Raw genomic sequence first — 426 nt, forward strand, 5'->3', positions numbered from 1 at the left:
CCCGCGGCAAGACGGAAAGACCCCGTGAACCTTTACTATAGCTTGACACTGAACACTGGTCCTTGATGTGTAGGATAGGTGGGAGGCTTTGAAGTGTGGACGCCAGTCTGCATGGAGCCGTCCTTGAAATACCACCCTTTAATGGCTGGTGTTCTAACGTAGACCCGTGATCCGGGTTGCGGACAGTGTCTGGTGGATAGTTTGACTGGGGCGGTCTCCTCCCAAAGAGTAACGGAGGAGCACGAGGGTCAGCTAATCCTGGTCGGACATCAGGAGGTTAGTGCAATGGCATAAGCTAGCTTGACTGCGAGAGTGACGGCTCGAGCAGGTGCGAAAGCAGGTCATAGTGATCCGGTGGTTCTGAATGGAAGGGCCATCGCTCAACGGATAAAAGGTACTCCGGGGATAACAGGCTGATACCGCCCA

Annotated in this window: 1 rRNA gene; it reads left to right on the forward strand. The window is 54.5% G+C overall.

Features of this window, described 5'->3' with window-relative positions:
- A 23S ribosomal RNA gene (locus LDK53_RS14690) occupies window positions 1–426 on the forward strand; the annotation flags it as partial.

This window comes from Enterobacter sp. K16B (genome assembly GCF_020216105.1).
Lineage (GTDB): Bacteria > Pseudomonadota > Gammaproteobacteria > Enterobacterales > Enterobacteriaceae > Enterobacter > Enterobacter sichuanensis.